Consider the following 26,437-nt stretch of genomic DNA (forward strand, 5'->3'; position numbering starts at 1 on the left):
GGGCCGACAGCCGTGACGGGGCGGCGCGGGGGCCGGGCCCGTCAGGCGCTCTCGGCGGCGAGCGCGCGAACCGCGTCCGCGAACGCCTCGCCCCGCTTGTTGTAATTGACGAACATGTCCATCGAGGCACAGGCCGGGGCCATCAGTACGGTGTCTCCCGGCCTGGCGAGCCGTGCCGCTTCGCGGACCGCCTCGGACATCGCCCCAGTGTCGGTCCGGCCGAGGTCGACCACCGGGACCTGGGGGGCGTGTCGCGTGAGGGCTTCGCGGATCAGCTCCCGGTCCCGGCCGATCAGTACGACGCCCCGCAGCCTTCCCGCGGCCCCGGTCACCAGCTCGTCGAAGGTGGCGCCCTTGGCGAGGCCGCCGGCGATCCAGACGATCGGGTCGTAGGCCGCCAGGGATGCCTCGGCGGCATGGGTGTTGGTGGCCTTGGAGTCGTCGACGTACGCGACCCCGGCGACGTCCGCGACGTGCTCGATGCGGTGCGGGTCGGGGCGGAAGGCCCGCAGTCCGTCGCGCACGGCCGCGGGCTCGACGCCGAAGGCGCGGGCCAGGGCCGCCGCCGCGAGGGCGTTGGCGATGTTGTGCGGGGCGGGTGGGTCGATGTCCTTGACCTCGGCGAGCTCCTGGGCCTGCTTCTGCCGGTTCGCCACGAAGGCGCGGTCGACGAGGATGCCGTCGACGACGCCCAGTTGGGACGGGCCCGGGGTGTTCAGGGTGAAGCCGATGGCCCGGCAGCCCTCCTCGACATCGGCCTCGCGGACCAGGTCCTCGGTCGCCGGGTCGGCCGCGTTGTAGACGCAGGCGACCCGGTTGCCCTCGTAGATCCGGCCCTTGTCCGCGACGTACGCCGCCATGGAGCCGTGCCAGTCGAGGTGGTCCGGGGCCAGGTTGAGGACGGCGGCGGAGTGGGCGCGCAGCGAGGGCGCCCAGTGCAGCTGGTAGCTGGACAGCTCGACGGCGAGCACGTCGTACTCCTCGTCGCCGAGGACGGCGTCCAGGAGGGAGATGCCGATGTTGCCGACGGCCGCGGTGCGCAGCCCGGCCGCCTCCAGGATCGAAGCGAGCATCCGTACGGTCGTGGTCTTGCCGTTGGTGCCGGTGACCGCGAGCCACGGAGCCGCACCGGGGCCCCGCAGCCGCCAGGCGAGTTCGACGTCGCCCCAGACGGGGACGCCCGCCTCGGCGGCCGCGGTGAAGAGCGGCTTGTCGGGCTTCCAGCCCGGGGCGGTGACGATGAGCTCGGTGGACTCGGGCAGGGTCGCCCCGTCGCCGAGGCGCACGGTGATCCCCTGCGCCTCCAGCTCCGCGGCCTGCGCACGGGAACGCTCGTCGTCCCCGTCGTTGACCACCGTGACGACGGCCCCGAGGCCGTGCAGCACCCTGGCCGCCGGGATTCCGGAGACCCCGAGTCCCGCGACGGTGACGTGCTTGCCCTGCCAGTCCTGGTTGCTCACTTCTCGGCTGCCCATCCCGCGTAGAAGAGTCCGAGTCCGACGATCACGCACATGCCCTGGATGATCCAGAAGCGGACCACCACAAGGACTTCCGACCACCCCTTGAGTTCGAAGTGGTGCTGGAGCGGCGCCATTCGGAAGACCCGCTTGCCGGTCATCTTGAAGGAACCGACCTGGATGACCACGGACATGGTGATCATCACGAACAGGCCGCCGAGGACGGCCAGCAGGAACTCGGTGCGGGAGCAGATCGCCAGACCGGCGAGGGCGCCGCCGAGGGCCAGGGAGCCGGTGTCGCCCATGAAGATCTTGGCGGGCGAGGTGTTCCACCACAGGAAGCCGAAGCAGGCGCCCATCAGCGCCGAGGCGACGACCGCGAGGTCGAGCGGATCGCGTACCTCGAAACAGGCGTTGGGGTTGGTCAGGGTGTCCGCGTTGGCGCAGGACTCCTGGAACTGCCACAGCCCGATGAAGGTGTACGCGCCGAAGACCATCACCGACGCGCCGGTGGCCAGGCCGTCCAGACCGTCTGTCAGGTTCACGCCGTTGGACATGGCCAGGATCATGAACAGTGCCCAGACGACGAACAGCACCGGGCCGATCGACCAGCCGAAGTCCGCCACGAACGACAGCTTGTCGGAGGCCGGGGTGTTGCCGCGGGCGTCGGCGAACTGGAGCGAGAGCACCGCGAAGGCGATACCCACGATCAGCTGGCCGGCCATCTTCGCCTTGGCCCGCAGCCCCAGCGAACGCTGCTTGACGATCTTGATGTAGTCGTCGAGGAAGCCGACGAGGCCCATGCCGGCCATCAGGAAGAGCACCAGCACACCGGAGACGGTCATCTCCTCGCCGGTGATCAGCTTCGCCGCGAGGTACGCGAAGATCGTCGCCAGGATGAAGGCAATACCGCCCATGGTGGGCGTGCCCTTCTTGGACCCGTGGGTGCGCGGTCCGTCGTCCCGGATGAACTGGCCGTATCCCTTGCGGGCCAGCAGCTTGATCAGCAGCGGAGTTCCGACCAGGGTCAGGAAGAGCCCGATGGCCCCCGCGAAGAGGATCTGCCTCATCGGCCGGCGACCTCGCCCTCGGACGCGTTCTCCAGCAGTGCCATGGCGACCTGCTCCAGGCCGACCGACCGGGACGCCTTCACCAGCACGACGTCTCCCGGGCGCAGTTCACTGCGCAACAGGTCGACCGCAGCCTGTGCGTCGGACACGTGCACCGACTCCTCACCCCACGAACCCTCGTTGTATGCGCCCAGTTGCAGCCAGGAGGCCTCTTTGCCCCCGACCGCGACGAGCTTGCTGACGTTGAGCCGGACGGCGAGCCGTCCGACCGCGTCGTGCTCGGCGAGCGAGGCGTCGCCGAGCTCGGCCATCTGGCCGAGCACCGCCCACGTACGACGGCCCTTCCCCATGGCGGCCAGCGCGCGCAGCGCGGCTTTCATGGATTCGGGGTTCGCGTTGTAGGCGTCATTGACGAACGTCACGCCGTCCGGACGCTCGGTGACCTCCATGCGCCAGCGGGAGAGGGTGCCCGCCTCGGAGAGCCCTTCGGCGATCTCGTCTGCGGACAGGCCCAACTCATGGGCGACGGCGGCCGCGGCGAGCGCGTTCGACACGTGGTGCTCACCGTACAGGCGCATGGTCACGTCGCTGCACCCGGTGGGTGTGTGGAGCCGGAATGCGGGGCGTCCGTCGTCGGTGAGACGGACCTTCTCGCCCCGTACGTCCGCTTCCGCGGCTTCCCCGAAGAGCAGCACCCGGGCCTTGGTGCGCGAGGACATGGCGCGTACCAGCGGGTCGTCGGCGTTGAGTACGGCGACGCCGTCCTCGGGCAGCGACTCGACCATCTCTCCCTTGGCCTGTGCGATCTGCTCCCGGCCGCCGAACTCGCCGATGTGGGCGGTGCCGACGTTGAGGACGAGGCCGACGCGGGGCGGGACGAGTCCGGTGAGGTAGCGGATGTCGCCGATGTAGCGCGCACCCATTTCGAGGACGAGGTGGCGGGTTTCCTCGGTGGCGCGCAGCGCGGTGAGCGGCAGGCCGATCTCGTTGTTGAGGTTGCCCGCCGGGTAGACGGTGGGCCCCTTGCGTTCGAGGAGTTGGGCGATGAGGTCCTTGGTGGAGGTCTTGCCCGCGGAACCGGTGAGCGCGACGACGGTGGTGCCGAGGCGGCCCACGACGGCGCGGGCGAGCGCGCCGAGTGCGGCCACGACGTCGTCGACGACGATCGCCGGAACACCGACGGGGCGGGCGGCCAGCACGGCTGCCGCGCCCGCCTCGACGGCGCGCTGCGCATAGTCGTGGCCGTCGACCCGCTCACCGGCGAAGGCGGCGAACAGACTGCCTTGCTTCACCTCTCGGGAGTCGATGACGACGGGCCCGCTGACGACTGCTGCCGGATCCGGTATGTCGTGCGACTGCCCGCCGACGATTTCGGCGATCTCGGCGAGGGAAAGGGCGATCACTTGGTCATCCCTGACTGTTGTTCTCGTGGGTGTGGGCGCGGTGGTCGGAGCTCTTGGTGCGCTCGTGCCCCGTGGAGCGCTCGATGGCCGCGCGCAGGACCACGCGGTCGTCGAAGGGGCGTACCACGCCGTGGATGTCCTGGCCCTGCTCGTGGCCCTTGCCGGCGATCAGCACGGTGTCACCGGGCTCGGCGCGGGCGACCGCGGCGGCGATGGCGGCGGCCCGGTCGGCGTCGACCAGGACGTCGCCCCGCTCGTCGACGGGCACCTCGGCGGCGCCCGCGAGCATTGCGGCGAGGATTTTGAGGGGGTCCTCGGAACGGGGGTTGTCGGAGGTCAGTACGGCGGTGTCGGCGAGGCGGGCCGCGGCGGCGCCCATCGGGCCGCGTTTGGTCGTGTCGCGGTCACCGCCGCAGCCGAGGACGATGTGCAGCCTGCCCTTGGTGACCTTCCGCAGGGAGCGCAGCACGGAGTCGACGGCGTCGGTCTTGTGCGCGTAGTCGACGACCGCGAGATACGGCTGTCCGGCGTCGACCCGCTCCAGCCTGCCGGGTACGCCCGGAACGGCCGCGACGCCGTCGGCCCCGGTCTGCGGGTCGATGCCCGCGACGGCGAGCGTGACGATCGCCGCGAGGGTGTTGGCGACGTTGAACGGGCCGGGCAGCGGGGCCCTGGCGGCGATCCGCTCGCCCTGGGGACCGATGGCGGTGAACGTCGAGCCGAGCGGCCCGGTCTCGACGTTCTCGGCTCGCCAGTCGGCGTCCGGGTGGCCCTCGGCGGAGAAGGTGACGACCGGGACGGACGCCTCGCCGATCAGCCTGCGGCCGTATTCGTCGTCGAAGTTGACGACGCCCCGCCTGCTGCGCCGCGGGGTGAAGAGCTGTGCCTTGGCCTGGAAGTAGTCCTCCATCCCGGAGTGGAACTCCATGTGTTCCGGGCTGAGGTTGTTGAAGACCGCGACATCGAAGACGCAGCCGTCGACCCGGCCGAGCACCAGGGCGTGGCTGGAGACCTCCATGGTCACCGAGTCGACGCCGCGCTCGCGCATGACGGCGAACAGGGCCTGCAGATCGGTGGCTTCGGGGGTGGTGCGCTCGGACTTGATGCGCTCGTCGCCGATCCGCGTCTCCACGGTGCCGATGAGCCCGGTGGCGCGCCCGGCGCCGCGGAAGCCGCCCTCGATCAGGTAGGCGGTGGTGGTCTTGCCGGAGGTTCCGGTGATGCCGATCTGGAGGAGGCCGGCGCCGGGCCGCCCGTAGATCTCGGCGGCGAGCTCGCCCATCCGGCCGCGCGGGTCCTCGGTGACCAGCACCGGGAGTCCGGTGGCCGCGGCGCGCTCGGCGCCCGCCGGGTCGGTGAGGATCGCCGCCGCGCCGAGACCGGCCGCCTGGGCCACGAAGTCGGCGCCGTGGAGGCGGGCGCCCGGCAGGGCCGCGTAGACGTCGCCGGGTCGTACCGCCCGCGAGTCGTGGGTGATGCCGGTGACTTCTCCGGTTCCCGGCGGCTCGACTCCCAGCCGGGCCGCAAGTTCGCCGAGCGAGGTCGGTCCGATCCGGTCCGGGCGGGGCGCTCCCGGGTAGTTCACAGGGGCGGCCTTCTGGGTGGTTTGGAACTGATCAGCGTGGGGCACGGCGGTGAGCGTACCGGGCGCACCCGGCCTCTCGCGAAGTGAGGGGCCGGGGTTCCGGTGGTTCCCGTTCCGGTTCCCGGGATCGGGCGTGATGGTTGTCACTGGATGATTTCCCCGAGTTCACTCGCCGGGATCGAAGGACACCGGCAGCCGGGCTGGCCCGCTGCCGGACGGTGGGGTCTGGAGGGTCTTGAGCGCGAACTCCATGACCTGCTTGTAGATCGGTCCGCAGATCTGGCCGCCGAAGTAGCTGCCCTTGGTCGGGTTCTGGATCGCGCAGTAGACGGTGATCTGCGGGTTGTCGGCGGGGGCGAAGCCCGCGAAGGACGCGGTGTAGCCGTGGTAGCCGCCGTGTACCGGGTCGACCCGGTTGGCCGTACCGGTCTTGCCCGCCACCCGGTAGCCCGGGATCCTGGCCTTCGTTCCGGTGCCCTCCTCGTCGCCGACCACCGACTCCAGCATGGCGGCGAGCGACTTGGCGGTCTTCGCGCTGACCACCCTGGTCCGCTCGGGCGGGTCGGCGGCCTTGAAGCGGCCGTCGGCCTCTCTGGTGCCGCGTACCAGCGTGGGCGCGACGCGGACCCCGTCGTTGGCGATCGTCGAGTAGATGGAGGCGGCCTGCATGGCGTTGAGCGAGAGGCCCTGGCCGAACGGGATCGTGTACTGCTGAGAGGTCGACCAGTCCTCGGGCTTGGCAAGGATGCCGGAGGTCTCACCCGGGTAGCCGAGCCCGGTCGGCGAGCCGATGCCGAACTTGCGCAGGTAGGAGTAGAGGACCTTGTTGGCCTCGGCCTGGGTCCTGCCCAGTTCGCCGGTGGCCAGGATGGTGCCGATGTTGCTGGACTTGGCGAGTACCCCGTTGAGCGTGAGGTACCAGGTGGGGTGGTCGATGTCGTCCTTGAAGAGCCGGTCGCCGCGGTGCAGCCGGTTGGGGACGGTGACATGGGTGCCCGGGGTGGCGACCCCCTCCTCCAGCACGGCGGCCATGGACATGACCTTGCTGGTGGAGCCGGGCTCGTAGACGTCCTGGAGGGCCGCATTGCCCAGCGAGGCCGCGTCGGCCTGAGAGAGGTCGTTGGGGTCGAAGCCGGGCGCGTTGGCCATGGCGAGGACCTCGCCGGTCCGGGCGTTCTGCACGACGACGTAGCCGCGATCGGCCTTGGACTTCTTCACCTGGTCGGTGATGGCCTTCTGGGCGGCCCACTGGATGTCGCGGTCGAGGGTCAGCTCGATGTCGGCCCCGGGAACGGCCGGGACCTCCTCGGTGCCCGCGGTGGGCACCCGCCGGCCGCCCGCCTGGGCGTACCTGATCCGGCCGTCCTCGCCCGCGAGCTCCTTGTCCAGCTGCGATTCGAGGCCGCCCGCGCCCTTGCCGTCGGCGTTCACGTAGCCCAGTATCCCGGCGGCGAGCCCCCCGTTGGGGTAGACCCGTTTGGTGGTCGCCTCCTGGAAGACCCCGGCAAGCACATTGGCCCCCGGGCCGCCGCTCGCCCGGTCCTTGCTCGCCTTCTCGGCGAAGACGGACTTGAGGTCCTTGATCTGGTTCCAGACCTGCGGGGTCTGGCGGCGGGCCAGGACGACGTAGCGGCCCTTCCGGGACAGCTTCCGGGTCAGCTCGGTGGCGTCGGTGCCCAGGATCGGGGCGAGGAGCGCCGCCGCCTGCTGGGGCGCGTCCGGGGCCTTGCTGAACTCGGGCGTGAACATCGAGGGGTCGGCGGTGATGTTGTACGCGTCGACGCTGGTGGCCAGGGCGATCCCGCTGCGGTCGGTGATCTCGCCGCGCTCGGCGGAGATCGTGTAGCTGAGGTAGCGGTTCTCCTTGGCCTTGGCCGCGTACGCGCTGGCGTCGACGGCCTGGACCTGGAGCAGCCGGACGACGAACACCAGCATGACGAGGGTCAGGGCGACGCTGACCAGGCGGAGCCGGGGGCGCGGGTTGCCGAGCCGCAGCGGGCGCGCGGTCCGGCCGCGGGACGGGTGGGGGCGTCGTGCCGGGGAGGACGGGCGGCGGGCCGCCGGCCTCGGGCGCCCCTGCCCGCCTGCGGCGCTGCGCGGGCGCGCGGGGCCGGGAACCCGGCGGCGCGGTGGATCCTTGGGCGGCACTGCGTCACCTGCCGGGGCTCGTCGAGGGCTGATCTGCCGAGGTACGCGGCCCGGCGGGCGGGGCCGGGGCGGTGGCAGGGGGCGCCGCCGGCGTACTGCTCTTCGGCTCGGACGGGGCCGGGACGGGCTCGGCGGTGGTCTCGGAGGGTACGCCGCGGACCGTGCCGTCCGGGTTCAGGAAGGCGGGGCTGCCGCCGGGCACCATGCCCAGCTCGCGGGCGCGCCGCTCCAGGGCGTCCGGCTTGGAGTAGTTGTCGACGTCGCGCTGGAGGGCCTGCTGCTCGTCGGTGAGCTCGGTGGTCCGCTTCTTCAGCTCGCTCAGCCGGAACGACCCTTCGTTGAGAGCCGAGTTGAGCACCAGGAGCGTGATCAGGCCGCCGCCGAGCAGCACGACGACCAGCAGGACGAAGGGGGTACGGGCCGCGTTGCTGGGCCCGGACGGCATCAGCCGGGCGAGCCGCGCGGCCCGCCCTTTCAACTGCCCTGCCGGCCTGCTCACCGCGCTGCCCCGGAAGCCGCCGGTTTCCGGCTCCCCGGACGCCGGACGCTCATCGTTCCTCCTCGCGGATCCGCTGCGCGCCGCGCAGCCGGGCGGGGGCGGCACGCCGGTTCTCGGCGACCTCCTCCTCCGTGGGCAGTTCCGCGCCGCGGGTCAGCAGCTTCAGCCGGGGCTGGTAGCGCTCGGGGACGACCGGCAGTCCGGGCGGCGCCGTGGTGGCGGCGCCCGCCGCGAACACCTGCTTGACCAGCCGGTCCTCCAGCGAGTGGTACGAGAGCACGGCGATGCGGCCGCCGACCGCGAGGCTCTGCACGGCGGCCGGAATGGCCCGCTCCAGGACGGCGAGCTCGCCGTTGACCTCGATGCGCAGCGCCTGGAAGGTCCGCTTGGCGGGGTTGCCGCCGGTGCGCTTGGCGGCCTGGGGCAGCGCGTCGCGGATCAGCTCGACGAGCCGGGCGCTGTTGCTGAACGGCTCCTTCTCGCGCTCGCGCACGATTGCCGAGACGATCCGCTTGGCCTGCTTCTCCTCGCCGTACGCCCGCAGGATCCGGACCAGCTCGCCCGGCGGATAGGTGTTGAGCACCTCGGCCGCGCCGATGCCGGTCGTCTGGTCCATCCGCATGTCGAGCGGGGCGTCCTGGGCGTACGCGAATCCGCGGTCGGCCTCGTCCAACTGCATGGAGGAGACACCGAGGTCGAACAGGACGCCCTGGACCTTCGGAACGCCGAGCCTGTCGAGCACCTCGGGCAGTTCGTCGTAGACCGCGTGCACCAAAGTGGCCCGGTCGCCGTACGGGGCGAGCCGCTCGCCGGAGAGCCGCAGCGCCTCCCTGTCCCGGTCCAGCCCGATCAGCCGTACGGAGGGGAAGGCGGAGAGCAGCGCCTCGCTGTGGCCGCCGAGGCCGAGGGTGCAGTCGACGACCACGGGCGCCTGCGGGCCCGGCGCCTCCAGAGCCGGGGCCAACAGGTCCAGGCACCGCTGGAGCATCACCGGGACGTGTCGGGTCTGGCTCATGCGCCCTCTCAGGCTCAGGTCCCGTGTGGCCGCACGTACGGCCTGGTCCCCGCCCGCTCAGAAGGGGAGGTCGGCAGGCGCCGGGGAAGGAGCGCCGGCCGACCGGCGAGCGGGAGAGGGCCGGGCCCGTACGTACGCCGCACACACAGGGGAAATCTACGGAATGTGCAGGGTGTCGGTAACTTCCCGTCACTTTAGTCCACCCTGCCATTCGATCGATTCCCGATCAATCAACCCGGCTGCGCGTCGCCCCGCCCCCCGCCCACCCGCCCGGACGCACGTCTGTGAGGCTTGTGGGTTAGCTCACAACAAGTCTCGTTGACGTTCTTTGTCCCTTCTCACAGCACGCCGAACGCGGGGGCGGAGGATAACGTCATAGCCATGTCGACTTCCGCGCAATCCCCCGCCGGGCTCGCCGCCCCGGCCCGCCCCGGAGAAACGGTCACCGACCGCCTGGTCGAGGCGAACGTCCGGTACGCCGCCGATTTCGAAGACCCGGGCATGGACGCCAAGCCGGTGCTGCGCGTCGCCGTGGTCGCCTGCATGGATGCCCGGCTCGACCTGCACGACGCGCTCGGCCTGGCGCTCGGCGACTGCCACACCATCCGCAACGCGGGCGGCGTGGTCACCGACGACGTGATCCGTTCGCTGACCATCAGCCAGCGGGCCCTCGGCACGCGCAGCGTCATCCTCATTCATCACACCAACTGCGGCCTGGAATCGATCACCGAGGAATTCCGCCAGGAGCTGGAGGCCGAGGTCGGCCAGCGTCCGGTCTGGGCGGTCGAGGCGTACACGGACGCCGACCAGGACGTACGCCAGTCGATGCAGCGCGTACGCACCTCGCCGTTCCTGCTGCACACGGACGACGTCCGTGGCTTCGTCTTCGATGTGACCACCGGTCTGCTGCGGGAGATCCTCCCCGCCTCCTGACCGGCCGGATCCCGCCCTCCCGAACCGAAAAAACCGCCGAATCCGGCATTTTGCCCCCACTTGTCCACAGGCAAGTGACACGAAGCGGTAACGGCAACAAGAATGCCCGTGTGGCATCCCGCCGGACGTGTCCGGAAGGGGTGTCCGTGTTTCGGGGTGGGCCGGACCGCTGTGTGCGCGTCGGCCCGTGAATGGGGTATCCCCTGCTCCTGGTGAGCGTGGGGCAGGGCCGAGGAGGGCCGGGTGACGACCTATGACGATCGAGCGAGCCTCACAGATCTGACCACGACTGCGGAGCGGGTGCGCAGGTCGGTGGAGAGCGTGATCGAGGGCAAGCCCGAGGTCGTACGGCTTTCGCTGACCGTACTGCTGGCCGAGGGGCATCTCCTCATAGAGGATGTCCCCGGAGTCGGCAAGACGATGCTGGCCAAGGCGCTGGCACGGTCCATCGACTGCTCGGTGCGGCGGATTCAGTTCACGCCGGACCTGCTGCCCTCGGACATCACCGGTGTGTCCATCTTCGACCAGCAGCGGCGCGACTTCGAATTCAAGCCGGGCGCGATCTTCGCCCAGATCGTGATCGGCGACGAGATCAACCGCGCCTCGCCGAAGACCCAGTCGGCGCTGCTGGAGTCCATGGAGGAGCGCCAGGTCACCATCGACGGGCACAGCTACGAGCTGCCCGACCCGTTCATGGTGGTGGCCACCCAGAACCCGGTGGAGATGGAGGGCACCTATCCGCTGCCCGAGGCCCAGCGCGACCGGTTCATGGCACGGGTGTCGATCGGCTATCCGACCGCGGAGGCCGAGCTGCAGATGCTCGATGTGCACGGTGGTCTCTCGCCACTGGACGACCTTCAGCCGGTGGCGCACGCGCACGAGATCGTGAAGCTGATCGACGCGGTGCGGACGGTCCATGTGGCGGACGCCGTGCGGCGGTACGCGGTGGAGCTCGTCGGGGCCACCCGCAGCCATCCCGATCTCCGGCTCGGCGCCTCGCCCCGGGCCACCCTGCATCTGCTGCGCGCGGCGAAGGCCTCCGCGGCGCTGAGCGGCAGGGACTACTGCCTGCCGGACGATGTACAGGCGCTGGCGGTCGCGGTGCTCGCGCACCGGCTGCTGCCGACGGCCCAGGCCCAGCTCAACCGTCGTACCGCCGAGCAGGTCGTGCTGGAGATCCTCCGGCAGACTCCGGTCCCGACCGCGAACGGCGGCGTCACCCAGGTGCAGCCGCAGCACCGGCCGGCCCGTCCGGCGTACGGCCGGCAGCAGCCCGGCGCGCGGCGGGTGTGATGACCGCCGGGGGGCCGGCCGCGATGGACGACGGCGACGAGAAGGGCGGTCTGCGGGCCGCTCTGAGCGGGCTGACCACCCGTGGGCGGTCCTTTCTGGCTGCCGGGATCGCCGCGGCGATCTGCGCCTATGTGCTCGGCCAGGCGGATCTGCTGCGGGTCGGGCTGCTGCTCGCGGTGCTGCCGCTGGTCTGTGCGGTGGTGCTCATGCGCACCCGCTACCGGGTCGCGGGCACCCGGCGGCTCACGCCGTCCCGGGTCCCGGCGGGCACCGAGGCCCGGGTCCATCTGCGGATGGAGAACGTATCGCGGATGCCGACCGGGCTGCTGATGCTCCAGGACCGGGTGCCTTATGTGCTCGGCCCGCGGCCCCGGTTCGTGCTGGACCGGGTGGAGGCGGGCGGCAGCCGCGAGGTGTCCTACCGGGTGCGGTCGGATCTGCGCGGGCGCTATCCGCTCGGGCCGTTGCAGCTGCGGCTGAGCGATCCGTTCGGGATGTGCGAGCTGACCCGTTCGTTCAGCGCCCATGACACCCTCGTCGTCATTCCGCGGACCGAGCCGCTGCCGCCGGTGCGGCTGGCCGGCGAGGCCCCGGGGTACGGCGAGGGACGACAGCGTTCACTGGCACTGGCCGGTGACGACGACGTGATCCCGCGCGGCTACCGGCACGGCGACGATCTGCGCCGGGTCCACTGGCGCTCGACCGCGCGCTACGGCGAGCTGATGGTGCGCCGCGAGGAGCAGCCGCAGCGGGCCAGGTGCACGGTGCTGCTGGACACCCGGCGGATCGCCTACCAGGGGGCGGGGCCCGACTCCGCCTTCGAGTGGGCGGTGTCCGGGGCCGCGTCCGCTCTGACGCACATGCTGGAGCGGGGCTTCGCCGTCCGGCTGCTGACCGACGACGGCAACGTGGTCCCCGGCGAGGGCGCCGGCGGTTTCGCCGGATCGACTCAGGAGTCCGCCGAATCCGCGGGGCTGATGCTGGACACCCTGGCGGTGGTCGACCACTCCGACGGCAGCGGCCTGTCGCGCGCGTACGACGTGCTGCGCGGGGGCAACGAAGGGCTGCTGATCGCCTTCTTCGGTGATCTGGACGAGGAGCAGGCGGCGGTGGCGGCACGGATGCGGCAGCGCAGCGGCGGCGCCGTCGCGTTCGTACTGGACAGCGCGGACCGGGTGCAGGGCGATGTCCCGCGCGCGGGGGCGCGGGAGGCGTCCGAGCGGCGACTGCGGCTGCTGCGGGAATCGGGCTGGACGGCTGTGGCGGTGGCGCCCGGGACCGGCCTTTCCCGCTACTGGCAGCAGGCGGGGCACCAGGACGTGGCGGCGGGCGGCGCCGCTGACGGCACGACAGGTTTCTCCGGGGGATGGTCATGAGCAGTCGTGGTCGGCTGGCGCTCTGCGCCTTTGCGGCGACACTGATGGCGGCGGCCGCGATGCTGCCGCTGGTCGAGCCGGCCGGGTGGATCCTGCAGGCCGCGTTCCTGCTGGCGGTCCAGAGCGGGACGGGGGCGCTCGTCCGCCGGGCGCCCGTGCCCCGTGTGCTGATTGTCGCGGCGCAGGCGCTGGTCACGCTGGTCGTGCTGACGGTGGTCTTCGCCGGGCAGCAGGCGGTGGCCGGTCTGCTGCCCGGCCCGGAGGCCGTCCAGCGGCTCGCGCATCTGCTGACTTCGGGCGCCGAGGACGTCGGAAGGTATGCCGCTCCGGCGCCCGTGACGGACGGTATCCGGCTGATGCTGATCGGCGGTGTGCTGCTGGTCGGGCTGGCGGTGGACGCCCTCGCGGTGACGTTCCGCAGCGCGGCCCCGGCCGGTCTGCCGCTCCTCGCGCTCTACTCGGTGGCCGCGGGGCTGTCCGAGGGCGGGGCGGACTGGCTCTGGTTCCTGCTGGCGGCCACCGGCTATCTGCTGCTTCTGCTGGCCGAGGGCCGGGACCGGCTCTCCCAGTGGGGGCGGGTCTTCAGCGGCGGGGCCGCCAGGTCCCCGGGGGGCCCGGCGGTCGGTGCGGCGCTTTCGAGCGGGCGGCCGACGGCCCCGGTCCGCACCGGGCGCCGCATCGGCGCGCTGGCACTGGGCGTCTCGCTGGTCGTCCCGGCGGCGCTGCCGGCACTCGACGGCGGACTGCTGGCCGGTACGGGCGGCGGCGGGAACGGCAAGGGCGGCGGCGGCACCATCTCCGCGGTGAACCCGCTGGTCTCGCTGCAGGACAATCTGAACCAGCCGGAGAACCGGCAGGTGATGTCCTACCGCACCAATTCCGGCGCCCCGCAGGACTTCTATCTGCGGATTCTGGCCCTGGACCAGTTCAACGGGAGCGAGTGGCGGCCCTCCACGCGCCGTCTGAGAGACGTGCCGAAGCGGCTCCCCGATCCGGCGGGCCTCGGCCCGGACGTGGCGGTCACGGAGATCAAGACAAACGTCTCCGCCTCCGGCTCCTACCAGCAGACCTATCTGCCGCTCCCCTACCCGGCGACCGAGGTCAGGATCAACGGGCGCTGGCGGTACGAACCGGAGGGGCGGACGCTCGTCGGTGACCGCGGGGAGACGACCCGCGGTGCGCAGTACCAGGTCTCCAGTCTGGTGGTCGAGCCGACCGCCGAGCAGCTCGCCGCGGCGGGCCCCGCGCCGGCCGCCCTGCGACGCGAGTACACCCGCGTACCCGCCTCCCTGCCGAAGGTGGTCGAGGAGACCGCGGACAGGGTGACCCAGGGCGCCGCCAACGATTACGAGCAGGCGGTGAAGCTGCAGGACTACTTCGCCTCGGACGGCGGCTTCACCTACGACACCTCGGTGAACTCGGGCACCGGAAGCGCGGCGATCAGCCGGTTCCTCAAGGACAAGCAGGGCTTCTGCGTCCACTTCTCCTTCGCGATGGCCGCGATGGCTCGGACGCTGGGCATTCCGGCCCGGGTCGCGGTGGGCTTCACGCCCGGCACCGGACAGTCGGACGGTTCGGTCTCGGTGGGGCTGCGCGACGCGCATGCCTGGCCCGAGCTCTACTTCGAGGGCGTCGGGTGGACCCGCTTCGAGCCGACTCCGACGCGGGGCAGCACCCCGTCGTACACCCAGCAGGCCGTCCCCTCGGGCGACACGAACGCCCCGGCTCTGCCGGAGAAGGAATCCTCGGCGGCTCCTTCGGTCGCGCCGTCCGCCCCGGACAACTGCCCGGCGCAGATGCGCAAGCAGGGCGAGTGCGGCAGCACGGCGGCGCCCGGGGCGACGACGCCAAAGGCCCCCGGGACGCCGGCGGGCACCGTCGTCGGTCTGGTCCTGCTCGCCGTGGTGGTCCTCGCGCTGCCGCTGCTGCCGCTGCTCTGGCGGCTCCGGACCCGCAGGCGCAGGATGGGTCTCTCCACCGGGCGTACGCCGCCCACCGGGCGGTACACCACCGGCACCGGCCTGGACCACAGCACCGAACCGGGCCGCGCACCGGTGCGCGCGACGTCCGGCACGCTCGCAGCCTGGCAGGAGATCACCGACACGGCCTGGGACCACGGAATCGAGCCGGACGACTCCCGGACCCCGCGCAAGGCGGCGGCCCGGGTGGTCCGGCTGGGACGGCTCGGACCCGATGCGGCCGCCGCGGTGCACCGGATCGCCGGCGCGGTGGAGCAGGTTCTCTACGCCCCCGAGCCCCGGCCGGGCACCGGGCTGGCCGAGGACGTGGAGACGGTACGAGCCGGTCTGCGGGCCTCTGCCGACCGGCTCACCCGGATCCGGGCCGTCGTGGCACCGCGCTCGGCCATTCGGGTGATCTGGGCGGCCTCGGACCGGTGGGCGGCAGTCACCGGCGGCTGGACGGCGCTCCGGCGCCAGGACCGGTGGGCGAGCCTGCTGCGGCGGCCGTCGCGGCCGCAGGGGTGACCGACCGGGGCGTGACCCTCGCGAAGGCTTGCGGGAAAGCCGCTCGCGAGGGTTACGCCCGCGAGGAGGCCGGGCGGGTGGCCGCCCGTGGTGGCCTGTGCAGCGCACGCATGAGGGGCAGCCGCGAAGTCGCGGCCGCCCCTCATCCAAGTGTGTCCGAGGGCCTACTGGCCCTGCTCGTCGCGGCGGCGCTGCCACCGCTGCTCGATGCGGTTCATCACGGTCCGGCGCTGCCTGGGCCGAGCGCGCTCGCCGACGCCTCCGGCCGCCGGATGCTCGCCCGGTTTGGGCGCCTTGCGCCAACCAGTGACCGCAAGGACCGCACAGCCCAGCATGACGAGAAAACCCACCACGCTGATCCAGATGAGCTGGGCGACCATTCCGGCCATGAGGAGCGCGATACCCACAAGGAAGCCTGCGACCGCCTGGTAGACCCGTCGCCGGGTGTACGTACGCAGCCCGCTTCCCTCGAGCGCTGTCGCGAACTTGGGATCTTCGGCGTACAGCGCTCGCTCCATTTGCTCGAGCATTCGCTGCTCGTGCTCCGAGAGCGGCACGGAGTCCTCCTCGTCGTCGGCCGCGGGGGGCGGCCGGTATGCGGCCCTTCCAGGATAGGCAGGGAATCGCCCCCGTGAAACCCGCCTTCTTGCCCATCAACCAGTCCGGGCCGCCACAACGGCTCAGCTGCTGAGGCGTTGATTCCCCAGCCTCCGATCCGTCATGCCGGATGGTGTCCCCCGATCATACGGGGCGAAGCGCCCGATCGGGGGGCCTGGTGCGTACTCCGTCTGCCGCTGCGCCGCTGATCAGCCGTGCTGCGTCCGGAGCGCCGGACCGGACCGGCTCGCGCTCAGACGCGCTTCGTGCCCAGCACGTGCAACTGCGTCGCGACCGAGTGGAAGGCGGGCAGTTCGGCCGCGGCAGCCTCCAGCTTGAGCAGGGCCTCCATGGCACCGGGCTCCGTGTCCACCAGGACGCCCGGCACCAGGTCGGCGAAGACCCGTACGCCGTGGACCGCGCCGACCTCGATGTCGGCCCCGGAGACCAGCTCGGTGAGCTGCTCCGCGGTGTAGCGCCGGGGCATCGGGTCACCCTCGCCCCAGCGGCCCGCCGGGTCGCCGAGCGCCTGCCGGGCCTCGGTGAAGTGACCGGCGAGCGCCCGTGCCAGGACGGCACCGCCGAGCCCGGCGGCGAGCAGGCTGAGCGCACCGGACGGCCGGAGCGCCGCCACCGCGTTGCGCACGCCCTCGGCGGGGTCGTCCACGTACTCCAGGACGCCGTGGCACAGGACCGCGTCGTACCCACCGCGCTCGACCACCTCGAACAGGCCGTGGATGTCGCCCTGGACGCCGCGGACCCGGTCGGCGACCCCGGCCTCGGCTGCGCGGCGCTCCAGCGCGAAGAGCGCGTTGGGACTGGGGTCGACGACGGTGACGCGGTGGCCGAGACGGGCGACGGGCACCGCGAAGTTGCCGGTGCCGCCGCCGGTGTCCAGGACGTCCAGGGCGCCCCTGCCGGTCGCCTTCACCCGCCGGTCGAGGGCGTCCTTGAGGACCTCCCAGACCACGGCGGTACGGAGGGAGGCGCGGGGGCGCAGCTGGTCCGACACGGCAGATGACTCCTCGACACGGCGCCGCCTCTGACGGCGGAGCGTGAACAGTGCAGGTGGTACGAGCGCTGTCCACCCTATTGCCTCGCGCCGCCGCTGCCGTCATCCCTCGTCGGACCGCTCCCTTCTGGCCTGCGGGAGCACCGGCTGGAGCACCAGCAGCCGCTCGACCAGACGCAGGAACATCGCCGCGTCACGCAGCAGGTCGTCGGCGTCCCGCCGACTGGCCGCACCGGGGATACCGGCTTCGGCACGGGCCCTGCGGCGGGCGCCGGAGGCGAACAGAGCGCTCCACTCGGTCAGCTCGGGAGCTATTTCGGGCAGGACCTCCCAGGCACTGCGGATGCGCTCCCGGCGCCGCCTGGACGTCTCCGGGCGGCCCCGCGCGGCGAGCACCGCGGCCGCAGTACGCAGCGCTGCGAGGTGGGCGGTGGCATACCGCTCGTTCGGCGCATCGAGAACGGCGGCCTCGTCGAGGCCGACGCGGGCCTTCGCGAGCAGGTCGAGGGCGGCGGGCGGCGCCGTGGTGCGGCGCAGAACGGGGTGGACATCGCTTGCCGGGCCGGTCAGTGAGGGGGCAGGGCCGTCTGCGCGGCGCCGGGGTGCGGCTGCTGCGGACGAGTGGGCCATGACGAAACCTCCTGTCTCGTGTAACGGCTCCGTGGCCGTATGTATCCATCGTGAGGGGCACCACTGACAATCGACCCGAATCCCCCCTGACCTGCGCTTTTGCTTCGTTCGCAGGTTCGGGCTACCTTTTTGAACTGACTGGTCAGTTCAAAATAAGGGGAGGGCCTGTGGAAAGCCCGTACGGGGCATCCGTCATCGCCGAGAATTTCGGCCTCAAGGGGCCGCGCGGCTGGGCCTTCCGGGGCCTGGGCATCGATGCGGGACCCGGCTCGATGGTGGCGATCGAGGGCCCGTCCGGCTCGGGCCGCACCTGCCTGCTGCTCGCTCTCACCGGCCGGATGCGCCCCACCGAGGGCCAGGCGAAGGTCGGCGGGCTGCGTCTGCCGCGCAAGATGGCCGCCGTGCGCCGCATCGCCGCACTGGGCCCGGTCCCCGGCGTCAGCGAGCTGGACCCTGCCTTCACCGTCGACGAGCACCTGCGCGAGCGGGCCCTGCTCCAGCGCCGCTTCGACGGCTCGCTGCGCGCCCTGCTGCGCCCGCGTGCCGAGCGGGTCGCCGCCACCCGGGCCCGGATCGACGCGGCGCTGGACGCCGCCGGGCTCGATCCCGCCACTCTGCCCAAGGCCGGGCGGACATCCGTACGCGATCTGGAGCGGCTGGAGGCGCTGCGGCTCTCCGTCGCCCTCGCGCTGATCGGCACCCCCCGGCTGCTCGCGGTGGACGACACCGATCTCAAGCTCTCCGACCCCGAACGCGCCGAGGCCTGGGGACTGCTGCGGTCCGTCGCAGACAGCGGCACGACCGTGCTCGCCGTCTGCAGCCAGGCACCCGAAGACGCGATCACGCTGCATACGGAGAACACGGACGACGCAGACGGCGCTGCCGCGAGCACCACGACCGGGGAAACCACGACCGAGGAAGGAACGGCCGATGCGTTCGCCGAGACTGGCCGCGCTTGAGCTCAAGCGTTTCGGCCGGGGAAAACTTCCGCGCGCCGCACTGGTCGCGCTGCTGCTCCTGCCCCTGCTGTACGGCGCCCTGTATCTGTGGTCCTTCTGGGACCCGTACGGCCGCCTCGACAAGATCCCCGTCGCACTGGTCAACAACGACAAGGGCGCCACCGCGGCCGGCAAGCACGTCGCGGCCGGTGACGAGATCACCGGCAAGCTGCTGGACTCCAAGGTCTTCGACTGGCACGAGGTGAGTTCCGCCGAGGCCGACAAGGGGGTCGAGGACGGCACGTACTACCTCTCGCTCACCATGCCTTCGGACTTCAGCAAGCGGATCGCGTCCAGTTCGGGCGACTCCCCCGAAGCCGGCGCCCTCCAGGTGCAGACCAACGACGCCAACAACTACATCGTCGGGCAGATCTCCCGCTCGGTCTTCTCCGAGGTGCGCACCGCCGCATCGACCACCACCTCGCGCGGCTTCTACGACCGGATCTTCATCAGCTTCTCCGACCTCCACGACGCAACGGCGAAAGCCGCCAAGGGCGCCGACGACCTCAAGGGCGGCATCGGCAAGGCCACGAAGGGCTCGCAGGACCTCGCGGACGGGCTGAAGGACGCCAAGGCCGGAAGCAGCGAGCTGGCCGGCGGCATCGCCAAGCTGGACAAGGGCGCGAGCGACCTCGAAACCGGCTCCCGGCAGGTGGCCGAGGGCACCCAGCTGCTCGCCGACAAGGTGAACGGGGTGGCCGGGGACGTCCGCCCGTTCCTGAAGGACAACGGCAAGTCGATCGGCGACACCGCCCGGCTGGTCTCCGACTCCTCGAAGACCGTGCGGGACAACCTCGACCTGCTGGTGAAGGCCGCGCCCACCGCGGCCACCGCCGCCCGCACCGCCTCCGACGACCTGGCCGAGGTCTACCGCACGAGCTGCACGGAAGAGCCGGTCCCCGACTCCACCGTCTGCCCGCCGCTGGAGCGCGCCAGGACCGCGGCGTCCGACGTCGCCGACGTGGCCGACGACGTCAACGCACTGGTCACCGGCCAGAACGGTGATCTGAAGAAGCTGCGCACCCAGCTGACCACCCTTCAGCGGCAGGCCGACGACCTGGCCGAGCGCGCGCCGCACCTGGACGAGGACCTGGAATCCGCCGTCAAGCAGGTCAACGCGCTCAACACCGGCGCCCACAAGGTCGCGAAGGGGGCCGACGACCTGCACACCGGCCTGGCCACGGCCAGGACCGGCTCCGCCGACCTGAACAGCGGCGTGGGCGACCTCAAGAAGGGCGCGGCGAATCTGGACGGCGCGCTGATCCGGCTCAGCGACGGCTCGACCACCCTCGCCCAGGGACTCAACGACGGCGTCGGCGAGATCCCCGACTACGACAAGAAGGACCGCGACGCCCGTACCGGAGTCATGGCCGACCCGGTGCGGCTGGCCTCCCAGTCTCTGCACACGGCCCCCAACTACGGCACGGGTTTCGCGCCCTACTTCATCCCGCTCTCCCTCTGGGTCGGCGCGATGGTGGCCTACATGCTGATCCAGCCGCTCAACCGGCGCGCGCTCGCCGCCGGGGCCTCCGCCTGGCGGATCGCCTTCGCGGGCTGGCTGCCGGTGGCCGCGATCGGTCTGCTCCAGGTGGCCGCCCTGATGTCCGTACTGCACTGGGGGCTCGGTCTGCAGATGACCCGTGCCGCCGGGACGGTCGGCTTCCTGGCGCTGGTGACCTGCTGCTTCGCGGCGATCGTGCAGTGGCTGAACGCCCGGTTCGGCGCCGCGGGACGGATTCTCGTACTGGCGGTGCTGATGCTCCAGCTGACCTCGGCCGGGGGAACGTACCCCGTCGAGACCAGCCCCGGGTTCTTCAACGCGATCCACCCCTACCTGCCGATGAGTTACATCGTCGAGGGGCTGCGCCGGCTGATCACGGGCGGCGGCCTGGGCCCGGTCTGGCAGGGCAGTGCGGTGCTGCTGGCCTTCACGGCGGGGGCGCTCGCGCTGACCGCGGTGGCCGCGCGCCGCAAGCAGGTGTGGACCCTGGACCGGCTCCACCCGGAGCTGAGCCTGTGAGCACGCCGGAACCTGTGAGAATCGGAGGCATGGAAAGCAGTAGCACCACGCGTCGCCGGGCCACCCGGCAGAAGCTCTACGAGGCGGCCGTGACCCTCATCGCGGAGAAGGGCTTCTCGGCGACCACGGTGGACGAGATCGCCGAGCGCGCCGGCGTCGCCAAGGGCACGGTCTACTACAACTTCAAGAGCAAGACCGAGCTCTTCGAGGAGTTGCTGCGCCACGGCGTCGGCCTGCTCACGGCCTCACTGCGCACCGCGGCCGAGGAGACCGGGGAGCGCGGCGGCACCCGGGTCGAGGCCCTGGACGCGATGATCCGGGCCGGTCTGGTCTTCATCGACCGCTATCCGGCCTTCACCCAGCTGTACGTCGCCGAGCTGTGGCGCACCAACCGGGCCTGGCAGGGAACCCTTCTGGTGGTACGTCAGGAGGCCGTCGCGGTGGTCGAGGGGGTGCTGCGCGAGGGTGTGGGCAACGGTGAGCTCAGCGAGGAGATCGACATCCCGCTGACGGCCGCCGCACTCGTCGGCATGGTCCTGGTGGCGGCCCTGGACTGGCAGGCATTCCAGCCGGAACGTTCGATCGACGATGTGCACTCGGCACTCTCGCTGCTCCTGCACGGGCGGGTCAGCGGGCGCTGACCGTCCGGGACCAGGGCCCGGCAACGCAGAAAAACGCCGGTCCGGTGAGGCTCGATCCCCCCGAGCCTGCGCCGGACCGGCGTCTTCCGTACTGCCGGAGAGCCTTCCCCCGTGACCTTCGATCCCCCCGTGCGGTCCCCCGGGCCCTCCTTCGTGCTCCCCCCATGCGGAGCGAGCGCCGCGACCGTTCCGCCGCCCCGTGCCGGCGGTGCGGAGCCGCGTCCCTCTCCGTGCGCTCCACTCTCCCGCCCGCACAAGTGGAAGCCCATCCGCGCACCTACTCATCTCTTCCCCTAGGTACGGATACTCAGAGCTGTGCACCCGACCCGGCCCCGGGCGCTGCTCCATCTGGTTACGATCGCGCCCGTGTCCGTACTCCCCCTGGTGTTCACAAGCGGCTGGGCGAGCGGGATCAACGCCTACGCGGTGGTCCTGCTGCTCGGTGTCTTCGGTGCGACCGGCCTGGCCGACGAGGTGCCCGCGTCGCTGCAGCGCACCGATGTCCTCGTGGTGGCCGGCGTTCTCTTCCTGTGCAAGGTGGTGGCCGACAAGATCCCGTACGTGGACTCGGTCTGGGACTCGGTGCACACCGTCATCAGACCGGTCGCCGGTGCCGTCGTGGCCGCGCTGCTGGCCGGCGAGAGCGGTTCGCTGCAGCAGCTCGCTGCCGCGGCGGTGGGCGGTTCCACCGCGCTGATGAGCCATCTGGTGAAGGCGGGCACCAGAATGGCGGTCAACTCCTCCCCCGAGCCGTTCAGCAATGTCGTGGTGAGCATCGCGGAGGACCTGGGTGTCGCCGGGATCGTCACCTTCGCGATATTCCATCCGGTGGTGGCCGCGGTCATCGCGGGGACGCTGTTGCTGCTGGGCATCGTCACAGTGGCCTTCCTGGCCTCCAGAATCCGCCGTCATCTGCGCCGCAGGGCTCAGCGACGGGAGGAGAAACGCCTGGCCGGGACGGGTTCGCACTGGCCGGCGGAGTGACTGTCGGTGGTGGCCGCTAGGGTCACTGCCATGGCACGTATTGCGGTGATCGGCGCCGGGATGGGCGCGATGGCGGCGGCCGCCCGGCTCGCCGTGGCAGGCCACCGGGTGACGGTGTACGAGCGGTCGGAGACCTTCGGCGGTTCGGTCGGCCGGTATGCCCATGAGGGTTTCGCCTTCGACACCGGCCCGGCGCTGCTGCATCTGCCCGCCGTCTACCGCGACTTGTTCGTGAAGACCGGCAAGGAGCCGCTGGAGCGGTGCGTCACCATGACGCAGGTCGATCCGGCGAGCCGCCATCTGTTCGCCGACGGCACGGCGGTCTCGCTGCCGAACGCCTCACGGGCCGGGGTCGTCTCCGCACTGGACGGCGCGCTCGGCGGCGGTGCGGGGGCGGCCTGGGGCGAGTTCCTGGACCGGGCGCGCGATGCCTGGGACCGGTCCCGGCGTCCGCTCCTGGAGGAGCCGCTGCGCTCCGACTGGCAGGTGCTGGGCCGTGATCCGTATCCGGCGCTCCGGCAGCGCCGCCTGTTGCGCTCCGCCCGGCAGGCGGGCACGGTCGCGGAAGTCGGCGCGTGGGAGCTGGCGGACCCCCGGCTGGCCGCGCTCCTCGACGGATACGCCCTGTCGTACGGGCTCGATCCGCTGCGCGCCCCGGCGGCGGCGGCCCTGCTGCCGTACATGGAGGAGACGTTCGGCAGCTGGTACGTCTCCGGCGGGATGCGGGCCCTGGCGCAGGCGGTGTACGAGCGGTGCCTGGCCCGGAGGGTGGAGTTCGTCTTCGGCGCCGAGGTGACCAGGATCGTCGAGAAGGACGGCCGGGCGGCGGGCGTCGAGCTCATGGACGGCACGGTCGCCGAGGCCGGCCATGTGGTGCTGGGAATCCGGCCGCGGCCGGAGCTGGTGCCCGGTCAGGAGCTGTGGCAGGACGGGGACGTGGCGGTGCAGCCCCGGCCGGGGCAAGGCGTGGTCCCGGGGCGCTTCCTGGTCCTGCTCTCGCTGCGCGGCGCACGGCCCGCGGATGCCGTGCACCGGACGCTGGTGCATCCGCAGGACGGCGCGGCGGAGCGGGAGGCGGTGTTCGGCGGAAGGCTCGCCGAACACCCCACGGTGACGGTGCTGCGCCCGGACGACCCCTCGACCCGCCCCGACGAGGCGCACGAGGCGGTGACGCTGACGGCGACGGTAGCCCCGCACGGAGCGGTGGACTGGACGGACCCGGTGGTGCGCGAGCGGTGCGCCGCTGCGCTGATCGATGCGGCGGCCGCCGCCGTGCCCGGGATACGGGAGCGGCTGCTCCGTGCCGAGGTGCGGACGCCGGCCGAAACGGCCGCCGACACCGGCGCGGAGGGCGGTTCGGTGCCCGCGCCCGCGCTGGCCGGGGCGGGTGGCGCACATCTGCACCCGGGCAATCACACCCGGCTGCCGGGGCTCTACGCCGCGGGCGGCTGGTCGCACCCGGGCGGCGGGCTCGCCCACGCGGGTATGTCGGGAGCGCTGGTCGCCGGGCTGATCGTGGAGGGCGACGGCTTCCGGGGCTCCCAGTGACCCGCGGGGCGGGTGGCCGGGCCCGGCCACCCGCCCGTCGTCAGTAGCGGTACTGCTGCTCGTCGTACCCGTTGCCGTTGTTGTAGCCGTTCGGGTACGGGGCCGGGCGGGCGGGCTCCGGCGGGGCGACCGGGTACTGCTCGCCCTCGCGCTGCAGAGGCACCCAGACGCCGCCCGGCGGCGTCTCGGAAGCGTACTGCTGAGCGTACGGGTCGGCGTCCTGCTGGCGGCCGCCGAAGCTGTCGTAGCCGTTGCCGTAGCTGTCGTACGCGTCGTACTGGTCGGGACCGCCGGCGGTGCCGGTCCCGACGTACGGGTCGGAGTACGCGGCGTACTGCTGCCGCTCGGTGCCGTAGTCGTACTGCCCGGCGAGCGGGTCCTGACCGGCGTACGGATCCTGGCCCGGCGCCCCGTACGCGGGAGCGGGGTACGGGTCGTACGCGGCGTACTGCGGCTGCTGTTGGTGCCCCGCCCGGCCCGCCTCCTGCTGCGACCGGTGATGGTCGGAGTAGACGCCGTACTGCCCGGTGTCGTCCGGCAGCGGCTCGGGCTCGTAGACCGCGGCCGCCGGAGTCTCGGCGTCCGCCCGCTGCGGGGCCTGCTCGTCGTGCGGCGCCATCTCCAGGTCCGACACCTGGAGCGCGGGCCCGCGGCCCTCCCGGTCGCCGCCCCGGCGACGGCGGCTCGCACCGGGCTTGCCCCCTATGGCCCAGCCGGTGGAGAAGCCGCGCCGGAAGGAGAGCGTGACGTAGGTCTGGCCAGTCGCGAAGGCGATCGTGCCGAGGACGATGACGAACACCGACGGAATCAGCACGCCGACAACCACACAGCCGAAGCCGCCGAACGCGAGCAGACGCCAGCGAAGGCGCGCCTTGTACTGCAGAAGCACCTCGCCGAGCAGCCACAGCGCGACGATTCCGAACGCGATGTAGAGGACCGTCCAGCCCATGCCCGCCCCCTCCTACGGCCACCGCCCCGGGTCATGGCGGGTACGGCCGGTCACGACTGCTTGTGCAGTCCGAGATTCTCGTAGATTTCGAGCGTCGCGGTCGAGTTGTTGAGCGTAATGAAGTGCAGTCCGGGCACACCCTCGGACTGCAGCCTCGCGCAGAACTGCGTTGCGAAGTCGATACCAATGGAGCGTACAGCGGCGGGATCGTCCTTGGCGGCGAGGATGCGTTCTTTCAGGGACGAGGGGAAAGAGGCGTTGCTGAGCTGCGCAAACCTGTCCAGCTGTTTGACGCTGGTCAGCGGCATGACCTCGGGAATGATCGGGGTTTCGCAACCCGCAGCGACCACGCGGTCACGCATACGCAAATAGTCCTCCGGATTGAAGAACATCTGGGTGATCGCATAGTCGGCGCCGGCGCGGCACTTGTCCACGAAATGCCGGATGTCGGTGTCCCAGTCGGTCGAGCGCGGGTGCATCTCGGGAAATGCCGCGACGCCGACACAGAAATCGCCGGATTCCTTGATGAGCCGCACGAGATCGGCCGCGTACCGCACACCCTGCGGGTGCTTGACCCACTCGCCCATCGGGTCGCCCGGCGGATCTCCGCGCACGGCGAGGATGTTCCGGATCCCGGCGTCCGCGTACTGCCCGATCATGTTGCGCAGCTCGGCGACGGAGTGGTTGACCGCCGTGAGGTGGGCGACCGGCGTGAGGGTGGAATCGGCCGCGATCTGCTCGGTGGCCTTCACCGTCCCGGCCCGGGTGGAGCCACCGGCCCCGTAGGTCACGGAGACGAAGCTCGGCCGCACCGCCTCGACCCGGCGCAGCGCGTTCCAGAGGTTCCGCTCACCCTTCTCGGTCTTGGGCGCCCAGAACTCGAACGAATACGAGGTCTTGCCGGTCGCGAGGAGCTCACGCACCGTACGCGCGTGATCTGTCCTGGTGGATGGTGTGCCAAGGGCCATACGGGCAGGTTAACCAGAGCACGACGACCGAAGGGCCGGACCAGTACGAATTGCCCGAACTGACCGATTATCTGTCCATCCTTCGGACACTTTGGCCGGGATCACTCCGCGGCGCGCGCCCGGAGCCTCCCGGCCAGCTCGGCGGTGGCGGCGGCCGGGTCGGCGGCCTCGGTGATCGCCCGTACGACGACGACCCGGCGCGCTCCGGCGTCCAGCACCTCGTCGAGATTGCCGGCGTCGATCCCGCCGATGGCGAACCAGGGGCGCGGCTGGTCGAGCGAGGCGGCGTATCGCACCAGGTCCAGGCCCGGGGCGTGCCGTCCGGGCTTGGTCGGGGTGGGCCAGCAGGGGCCGGTGCAGAAGTAGTCCACGCCGGACTGGGAGACCGCCGCGTCGACCTCGGACCGGGCGTGGGTGGAGCGGCCGATCAGCACGCCCTCGCCGAGGACGGCGCGGGCGGCGGGCACCGGCAGGTCCCCCTGGCCGAGGTGGAGCACGTCGGAGCCGATGGCATGGGCGACGTCGGCCCGGTCGTTCACCGCGAGGAGCTTGCCGTGGCGCCGGCACGCGTCGGCGAGAACGGCCAGGTGGTCGAGCTCCTCGGCCGCCTCCATGCCCTTGTCGCGGAGCTGGACGATGTCCACCCCGGAGGCGAGGACGGCGTCGAGGAACGCGGGAAGGTCGCCCTGGCGCCTGCGGGCGTCCGTGCACAGATAGAGCCGGGCGTCGGACAGCAGCGCGCGAGGCGTGGACATGGTGCGGTTCCCCCTGGGAGAGCGTCGTGGAGCGGCCGGCGCCGGACGGTGCGGGGGCGCGGGCCGCGCG

General features: G+C 71.8%; 22 protein-coding genes. 9 read left to right on the forward strand and 13 right to left on the reverse strand.

The features are described from left to right. Positions 1-41 precede the first annotated feature (41 nt). Genes murD through rsmH form a run of 7 tightly spaced genes read right to left on the reverse strand, consistent with a single transcriptional unit; the run spans position 42 to position 9,177 of the window. Positions 42-1,475, reverse strand: a complete 1,434-nt coding sequence (gene murD, locus ACWCQ6_RS01400) for a UDP-N-acetylmuramoyl-L-alanine--D-glutamate ligase (protein ID WP_451084707.1) — start codon at positions 1,473-1,475, stop codon at positions 42-44. Then, the gene (gene mraY / locus ACWCQ6_RS01405) at positions 1,457-2,527 is read right to left on the reverse strand and encodes a phospho-N-acetylmuramoyl-pentapeptide-transferase (RefSeq protein ID WP_451084708.1); all 1,071 of its coding nucleotides are present in this window, start codon (positions 2,525-2,527) and stop codon (positions 1,457-1,459) included. The genes murD and mraY overlap by 19 nt, the downstream gene beginning before the upstream one ends. Continuing rightward, the gene (locus tag ACWCQ6_RS01410) at positions 2,524-3,930 is read right to left on the reverse strand and encodes a UDP-N-acetylmuramoyl-tripeptide--D-alanyl-D-alanine ligase (RefSeq protein ID WP_451084709.1); all 1,407 of its coding nucleotides are present in this window, start codon (positions 3,928-3,930) and stop codon (positions 2,524-2,526) included. Before ACWCQ6_RS01410 ends, mraY begins: the two co-directional genes overlap by 4 nt. A 4-nt stretch (positions 3,931-3,934) precedes the next feature. Beyond that, entirely contained in the window at positions 3,935-5,662 is a 1,728-nt protein-coding gene (locus ACWCQ6_RS01415; protein WP_451084710.1) for a UDP-N-acetylmuramoyl-L-alanyl-D-glutamate--2,6-diaminopimelate ligase, read from the reverse strand. An 18-nt stretch (positions 5,663-5,680) separates the two neighbouring features. Next, positions 5,681-7,663 (reverse strand): penicillin-binding transpeptidase domain-containing protein, encoded by a 1,983-nt coding sequence (locus ACWCQ6_RS01420; protein WP_451084711.1) that lies wholly within the window; start codon positions 7,661-7,663, stop codon positions 5,681-5,683. Positions 7,664-7,667: 4 nt separating this feature from the next. Then, positions 7,668-8,162 carry an FtsB family cell division protein gene (locus ACWCQ6_RS01425; RefSeq protein WP_451084712.1) on the reverse strand — a complete coding sequence of 165 codons (495 nt, stop codon included), beginning with the start codon at positions 8,160-8,162 and terminating at the stop codon, positions 7,668-7,670. 49 nt (positions 8,163-8,211) lie between these two features. Next, entirely contained in the window at positions 8,212-9,177 is a 966-nt protein-coding gene (rsmH, locus tag ACWCQ6_RS01430; RefSeq protein ID WP_451084713.1) for a 16S rRNA (cytosine(1402)-N(4))-methyltransferase RsmH, read from the reverse strand. 381 nt (positions 9,178-9,558) lie between these two features. Between rsmH and ACWCQ6_RS01435 the strand changes: the two genes are divergently transcribed. From ACWCQ6_RS01435 to ACWCQ6_RS01450, 4 genes are all read left to right on the forward strand, one after another. After that, complete coding sequence (locus ACWCQ6_RS01435) at positions 9,559-10,110, forward strand: beta-class carbonic anhydrase (protein WP_451084714.1); 552 nt, start codon at positions 9,559-9,561, stop codon at positions 10,108-10,110. A gap of 243 nt (positions 10,111-10,353) precedes the next feature. Further along, positions 10,354-11,403: an AAA family ATPase gene (locus ACWCQ6_RS01440; RefSeq protein ID WP_451084715.1), complete on the forward strand. Its 1,050-nt coding sequence runs from the start codon at positions 10,354-10,356 to the stop codon at positions 11,401-11,403. Beyond that, complete coding sequence (locus tag ACWCQ6_RS01445) at positions 11,403-12,779, forward strand: DUF58 domain-containing protein (protein ID WP_451084716.1); 1,377 nt, start codon at positions 11,403-11,405, stop codon at positions 12,777-12,779. Before ACWCQ6_RS01440 ends, ACWCQ6_RS01445 begins: the two co-directional genes overlap by 1 nt. Beyond that, entirely contained in the window at positions 12,776-15,265 is a 2,490-nt protein-coding gene (locus ACWCQ6_RS01450) for a transglutaminase TgpA family protein (RefSeq protein ID WP_451084717.1), read from the forward strand. The genes ACWCQ6_RS01445 and ACWCQ6_RS01450 overlap by 4 nt, the downstream gene beginning before the upstream one ends. A gap of 164 nt (positions 15,266-15,429) precedes the next feature. Here the strand turns inward: ACWCQ6_RS01450 and ACWCQ6_RS01455 are convergent, their stop codons facing one another. The 3 genes from ACWCQ6_RS01455 to ACWCQ6_RS01465 all read right to left on the reverse strand — a co-directional run bounded on the left by ACWCQ6_RS01455 (position 15,430) and on the right by ACWCQ6_RS01465 (position 17,504). After that, positions 15,430-15,822, reverse strand: coding sequence for a DUF3040 domain-containing protein (locus ACWCQ6_RS01455; RefSeq protein ID WP_451084718.1), 393 nt, complete (start codon positions 15,820-15,822; stop codon positions 15,430-15,432). A gap of 293 nt (positions 15,823-16,115) precedes the next feature. Then, positions 16,116-16,874: a class I SAM-dependent methyltransferase gene (locus ACWCQ6_RS01460; RefSeq protein WP_451084719.1), complete on the reverse strand. Its 759-nt coding sequence runs from the start codon at positions 16,872-16,874 to the stop codon at positions 16,116-16,118. 102 nt (positions 16,875-16,976) lie between these two features. Further along, positions 16,977-17,504 (reverse strand): SAV_6107 family HEPN domain-containing protein, encoded by a 528-nt coding sequence (locus tag ACWCQ6_RS01465; protein WP_451084720.1) that lies wholly within the window; start codon positions 17,502-17,504, stop codon positions 16,977-16,979. A 167-nt stretch (positions 17,505-17,671) separates the two neighbouring features. Between ACWCQ6_RS01465 and ACWCQ6_RS01470 the strand changes: the two genes are divergently transcribed. From ACWCQ6_RS01470 to ACWCQ6_RS01490, 5 genes are all read left to right on the forward strand, one after another. Next, positions 17,672-18,463, forward strand: coding sequence for an ATP-binding cassette domain-containing protein (locus ACWCQ6_RS01470; RefSeq protein WP_451084721.1), 792 nt, complete (start codon positions 17,672-17,674; stop codon positions 18,461-18,463). Beyond that, positions 18,435-20,522, forward strand: coding sequence for a YhgE/Pip family protein (locus ACWCQ6_RS01475; RefSeq protein ID WP_451084722.1), 2,088 nt, complete (start codon positions 18,435-18,437; stop codon positions 20,520-20,522). Before ACWCQ6_RS01470 ends, ACWCQ6_RS01475 begins: the two co-directional genes overlap by 29 nt. Before the next feature lie 29 nt (positions 20,523-20,551). Then, on the forward strand, positions 20,552-21,163 hold the full coding sequence (locus ACWCQ6_RS01480; protein ID WP_329815393.1) for a TetR/AcrR family transcriptional regulator: 612 nt from the start codon (positions 20,552-20,554) through the stop codon (positions 21,161-21,163). Positions 21,164-21,529: 366 nt separating this feature from the next. Further along, the gene (locus ACWCQ6_RS01485) at positions 21,530-22,147 is read left to right on the forward strand and encodes a DUF4126 domain-containing protein (protein WP_451084723.1); all 618 of its coding nucleotides are present in this window, start codon (positions 21,530-21,532) and stop codon (positions 22,145-22,147) included. Between the two features lie 30 nt (positions 22,148-22,177). Then, positions 22,178-23,695, forward strand: coding sequence for a phytoene desaturase family protein (locus tag ACWCQ6_RS01490; RefSeq protein ID WP_451084724.1), 1,518 nt, complete (start codon positions 22,178-22,180; stop codon positions 23,693-23,695). Positions 23,696-23,735: 40 nt separating this feature from the next. Here the strand turns inward: ACWCQ6_RS01490 and ACWCQ6_RS01495 are convergent, their stop codons facing one another. From ACWCQ6_RS01495 to thiE, 3 genes are all read right to left on the reverse strand, one after another. After that, positions 23,736-24,644: a hypothetical protein gene (locus ACWCQ6_RS01495; RefSeq protein WP_451084725.1), complete on the reverse strand. Its 909-nt coding sequence runs from the start codon at positions 24,642-24,644 to the stop codon at positions 23,736-23,738. A 50-nt stretch (positions 24,645-24,694) separates the two neighbouring features. Next, entirely contained in the window at positions 24,695-25,612 is a 918-nt protein-coding gene (gene metF / locus ACWCQ6_RS01500) for a methylenetetrahydrofolate reductase [NAD(P)H] (RefSeq protein ID WP_451084726.1), read from the reverse strand. 101 nt (positions 25,613-25,713) lie between these two features. Then, positions 25,714-26,367 (reverse strand): thiamine phosphate synthase, encoded by a 654-nt coding sequence (gene thiE / locus ACWCQ6_RS01505; RefSeq protein ID WP_451084727.1) that lies wholly within the window; start codon positions 26,365-26,367, stop codon positions 25,714-25,716. Between the last annotated feature and the right edge of the window lie 70 nt (positions 26,368-26,437).

This window comes from Streptomyces sp. NPDC001880, assembly GCF_053594575.1.

What these genes read in the sequence shown, in the direction of transcription:
- murD (WP_451084707.1), bottom strand. Translation starts at nt 1,475, where the DNA reads ATGGGCAGCCGAGAAGTGAGCAACCAGGACTGGCAGGGCAAGCACGTC.
- mraY (WP_451084708.1), bottom strand. Translation starts at nt 2,527, where the DNA reads ATGAGGCAGATCCTCTTCGCGGGGGCCATCGGGCTCTTCCTGACCCTG.
- rsmH (WP_451084713.1), bottom strand. Translation starts at nt 9,177, where the DNA reads ATGAGCCAGACCCGACACGTCCCGGTGATGCTCCAGCGGTGCCTGGAC.
- ACWCQ6_RS01435 (WP_451084714.1), top strand. Translation starts at nt 9,559, where the DNA reads ATGTCGACTTCCGCGCAATCCCCCGCCGGGCTCGCCGCCCCGGCCCGC.
- ACWCQ6_RS01445 (WP_451084716.1), top strand. Translation starts at nt 11,403, where the DNA reads ATGACCGCCGGGGGGCCGGCCGCGATGGACGACGGCGACGAGAAGGGC.
- ACWCQ6_RS01450 (WP_451084717.1), top strand. Translation starts at nt 12,776, where the DNA reads ATGAGCAGTCGTGGTCGGCTGGCGCTCTGCGCCTTTGCGGCGACACTG.
- ACWCQ6_RS01465 (WP_451084720.1), bottom strand. Translation starts at nt 17,504, where the DNA reads ATGGCCCACTCGTCCGCAGCAGCCGCACCCCGGCGCCGCGCAGACGGC.
- ACWCQ6_RS01475 (WP_451084722.1), top strand. Translation starts at nt 18,435, where the DNA reads ATGCGTTCGCCGAGACTGGCCGCGCTTGAGCTCAAGCGTTTCGGCCGG.
- ACWCQ6_RS01480 (WP_329815393.1), top strand. Translation starts at nt 20,552, where the DNA reads ATGGAAAGCAGTAGCACCACGCGTCGCCGGGCCACCCGGCAGAAGCTC.
- ACWCQ6_RS01490 (WP_451084724.1), top strand. Translation starts at nt 22,178, where the DNA reads ATGGCACGTATTGCGGTGATCGGCGCCGGGATGGGCGCGATGGCGGCG.
- ACWCQ6_RS01495 (WP_451084725.1), bottom strand. Translation starts at nt 24,644, where the DNA reads ATGGGCTGGACGGTCCTCTACATCGCGTTCGGAATCGTCGCGCTGTGG.
- metF (WP_451084726.1), bottom strand. Translation starts at nt 25,612, where the DNA reads ATGGCCCTTGGCACACCATCCACCAGGACAGATCACGCGCGTACGGTG.
- thiE (WP_451084727.1), bottom strand. Translation starts at nt 26,367, where the DNA reads ATGTCCACGCCTCGCGCGCTGCTGTCCGACGCCCGGCTCTATCTGTGC.